Genomic DNA, 4,131 nt, shown 5'->3' on the forward strand with positions numbered 1-4,131 from the left:
ATGAAAACTCAGGTATATTAAGAACATAAGAATACTCCCCATACCCATCATATGTAAACTGGTTTTAAAGCGAATAAGTAACAAGAAAAGGCAGGTACTGGTTGCTGCGATAAGTCCTAGAAAAAAGAAATATAGTTCTATGGTGTAATTGTCTGGAATAACCTTTAATAGGATCATCAATAACAAAATAAGGTTGATCATTAAAGGATAAGGGCGTTCCTGTGGTTTTGTTAGGAATACTGAACTCACCACACCAATATTCTTTAAAATAAAAAAACTTAAAATAGGTATGATTATGGTCAGGATGAAAATGGGTAAAATATTCCCGCTTTGTAATTCAATAGTAGTGTACTTGGGTGTAATCAAAAAGTAAGATACGGTGCCAGCCAAGGGTAAAAAAATAGGATGAAAGAGATATGACACTAATTTAGAGATAAGCCGCATCAGATCTCCTTTCTTAATCGGGCAACCGGGATTCCCAGTTGTTCCCTGTATTTAGCCACCGTTCTTCTTGCGATGGGATACCCTTTCTCCTTTAAGATCGCGGCAAGTTTATCGTCTGTCAGTGGCTTGCGCTTTGTTTCTTCACCTATAACCGTCTCAAGGATCTTCTTGATCTCTTTGGTAGAGACATCCTCTCCCTGCTCATTTTTCATAGACTCTGAAAAATACTCCTTGATCAGTTTTGTGCCATAAGGAGTGTCTACATATTTGCTATTGGCAACACGCGAAACGGTAGAGACATCCATATCAATGGCATCGGCAATATCCTTGAGGATCATGGGGCGAAGGTTACGCTCATCTCCTGTAAGAAAATATTCCTCCTGATATACCATAATGGCATTCATGGTGATATAAAGGGTTTGCTGTCGCTGCCTGATAGCATCTATAAACCATTTTGCGGCATCTAATTTCTGTTTTATAAAAATTACCGCATCCTTCTGTGATTTAGATCGTTCCTTGGCACTTTTATAGCCCGCTAGCATATTGCTGTATTCCTTTGATACATGCAGTTCCGGGGCGTTTCTAGTGTTAAGGCTAAGTTCTAGTTCACCTTCCACAATACGAATGGAGAAATCTGGAACAATGTGCTCAATGATCTTGTTACTACCGGCATAGGAACCGCCGGGTTTGGGATTGAGTTTTTCTACTTCGGATATGGCCTCCTTGAGCTGTTCTTCAGTTATAGAATGCTTTTGCAGTAGCTTGTTATAGTGTTTTTTAGAGAAGTGATCGAAAGACTTTTCGAGGATGGTTATCGCTAAATTTATAGCCGGACTCGGGTCTTTTCTTCTGAGTTGGATAAGTAAACATTCTTCCAAGGATCTGGCTGCCACCCCTGGAGGATCAAGATCCTGGACTATCTTCAATACTTTTTCAATGCTGTCTTGTTCTACGTAAACGTTTTGGGTAAACGCCAGATCATCCATAATATCTGCAACCGGACGTCTCATATACCCACTTTCATCCACACTGCCTACCAAAAATTCGGCAATGGCCCATTCCTTATCATTGAGGTAAAAAGTATTTAACTGATTGATAAGGTATTGATTAAAAGAGATCCCGGCGGCATAGGGTATTGTTTTCTCTTCATCATCCGAACTGTAATTATTAGCTCGGGTACGGTAATCAGGGATTTCATCATCACTAAGATAATCGTCTATATTGATATCTTCGGTGTTAATAGCCTCACTGTCGTTTTCTCCCTCATCCTGATCCTCAAACTCCTCATCATAGGTGGAAGACTCTTCCTTTCCTGTTTCCCATGCCGGATTTTCCTCCAACTCCTGCCTCAAGCGTTGTTAAAAAGCCTGGGTAGGCAATTGAATAAGCTTCATCAACTGGATTTGTTGAGGGGATAGCTTTTGTGAAAGTTTAAATTGTAAGTGTTGCTTTAGCATTGGGGCTCCTTGATCTGTCTTACATAAAAGTAACTAAAATACCTTTAAAACTCTGCGTTCTGTGGTGTTCTGGGAAACGGAATAACATCCCGAATGTTGCCCATACCTGTTGCAAACTGCACAAGTCTTTCAAAACCAAGGCCAAATCCGCTGTGTATAGCCGTGCCGTATTTTCTAAGGTCGAGATACCACCATAATTCTTTTTCATCAATGTCCAGGGCCTTTATTTTTTCGAGTAGTACCTCTAAGCGTTCTTCCCGCTGTGAACCGCCCACGATCTCCCCAATACCGGGAAATAGGATGTCCATTGCTCTTACCGTTTTCCCATCATCATTGAGTCGCATATAAAACGCCTTGATCTTTGCAGGGTAGTCGAATAAGATAACCGGACATTTAAAATGCTTCTCTACAAGGTAACGTTCGTGTTCACTCTGAAGATCTGCACCCCATTCTTCAATAGGGTACTTGAACTTCTTTTTCTTATTTGGGCTGCTGTTTTTAAGAATGTCTATGGCTTCGGTATAGGTGAGCCTGATAAACTTATTATCGATCACAAACCTCAACTTATCCATCAATGATAATTCACTGCGTTCTGCCTGAGGTTTCGTCTTCTCTTCATCGAGTAATCGCTTCTCCAAAAATTCGAGGTCGTCATGGCAATTCGAAACCACGTATCGAAGTACACTTTTAATAAAGTCTTCTGCCAGGTCCATATTATCATTAAGGTCATAGAAGGCCATTTCGGGTTCAATCATCCAGAATTCGGCCAAGTGGCGCGAAGTATTCGAATTCTCCGCCCTAAAAGTGGGTCCGAAGGTATATACTTTGCCAAGACCCATGGCGTAAGCCTCGGCCTCTAATTGGCCAGAGACCGTTAAATTGGTTTCCTTTCCAAAAAAATCTTCCTTGAAGTTTACCTTCCCATCTTCAGTAAGTGGTGGATTTTTAGGATCTAAGGTAGATACCCGGAACATTTCACCGGCTCCTTCAGCATCAGAACCCGTAATGATTGGGGAATGCATATTAAAGAATCCGTTGTTTTGAAAATACTGATGTATGGCAAATGACAAGTTAGATTGTACCCTCATCACAGCGGCAAAGGTATTGGTGCGTATCCGTAAATGGGCCTGTTCCCTGAGGAACTCCATGGAATGCTTTTTGGGCTGAATAGGATAGGTCTCGGCATCTGCCGTTCCGTGAACTTTCAGATCGGTAACTTGTATCTCTACCGTTTGCCCTCTTCCCTGACTCGCCACTAAAATTCCTTCAATATATAAGGCCGCCCCGGTGGCAATTTGTTTTAAAAGTCCGTCATCAAAATTCTCAAAGTCTACCACACACTGAATATTGTGCAGGCCAGACCCATCGTTCAAGGCAATAAACCTGTTACTTCTAAAGGTTTTTACCCAACCGTTAACGGCTACTTTTTGCTCCTTTGGGGTTTGTTGGAGCAATTCATTTATTTGCATTAAAGCCATGAAAAACAATTTCTGATTTGCCTCGCAAAGATAGTTTATTGAGCAAAACTATATAGCCAGAATGGTCTATATTTCGTGTAGCAAACCCACTAAGCTTCCAGATCCTCACCTTCGGGTAGTTCGTCCTTGGGAAGAATGTCAATCTGTGGTTTTTTGAGTACTTCCTTATTGGCAATACTTCGTTCCAGCGATAAAAGGAGGGAGGGTAATAAGATAAGATTGGCCAGCATGGCAAAAAGCAGGGTGGCAGATACGAGGGCTCCCAGGGCAACAGTTCCTCCAAAACTGGAAAGAACAAAAACCGAGAATCCGAAGAAAAGAACAATGGAGGTGTAAAACATACTTACGCCCGTTTCTCGTAAAGCGGCATAGACCGATTTCTGAATCCGCCATCTGTTGGCGGACAACTCTTGCCGGTACTTCGCTAAAAAGTGAATGGTATCGTCTACCGAGATCCCAAAGGCAATACTAAAGACCAGTATCGTAGAGGGTTTAATAGGTACCCCAACAAACCCCATCACCCCCGCAGTAACAAGTAGTGGCAGTAAATTGGGAATGAGTGAGATCACGATCATTCGGAAAGACCGGAACAGATAGGCCATAAAAAGAGCGATCAGACCAATTGCCAGTGTTAGAGACAAAATTAGGTTTTTTACCAGGTATTTGGTGCCTTTAAGAAACAGCAGCGCCTTCCCGGTCAATGAAACCTTATAGCGATCCGGAGGGAAGATCTGTGTAAGATTTTCTCTTAG

3 protein-coding genes and 1 pseudogene are annotated in these 4,131 nt (G+C 41.9%); all 4 read right to left on the reverse strand.

The genetic code is table 11. The features are described 5' to 3' along the window. On the reverse strand, positions 1-444 hold a 444-nt coding region (locus WBM49_RS15075), incomplete at its 3' end, for a hypothetical protein (RefSeq protein ID WP_424372872.1). Then, positions 444-1,901, reverse strand: a pseudogene (gene rpoN / locus WBM49_RS15080) (RNA polymerase factor sigma-54). The pseudogene rpoN and the gene WBM49_RS15075, both read right to left, overlap by 1 nt. 44 nt (positions 1,902-1,945) lie before the next feature. After that, positions 1,946-3,379, reverse strand: a complete 1,434-nt coding sequence (asnS, locus tag WBM49_RS15085; protein WP_424372873.1) for an asparagine--tRNA ligase — start codon at positions 3,377-3,379, stop codon at positions 1,946-1,948. Between the two features lie 89 nt (positions 3,380-3,468). Further along, a partial coding sequence (locus tag WBM49_RS15090) for an MMPL family transporter (protein ID WP_424372874.1) occupies positions 3,469-4,131 on the reverse strand: 663 nt, incomplete at its 5' end.

Origin of the sequence: Muriicola sp. (assembly GCF_049669965.1) — a bacterium.
In the GTDB taxonomy this organism is placed as follows: domain Bacteria; phylum Bacteroidota; class Bacteroidia; order Flavobacteriales; family Flavobacteriaceae; genus Muriicola.

Excerpts from the sequence above, each read along its gene's own strand:
- asnS (WP_424372873.1), bottom strand. The coding sequence starts at position 3,379 with ATGGCTTTAATGCAAATAAATGAATTGCTCCAACAAACCCCAAAGGAG.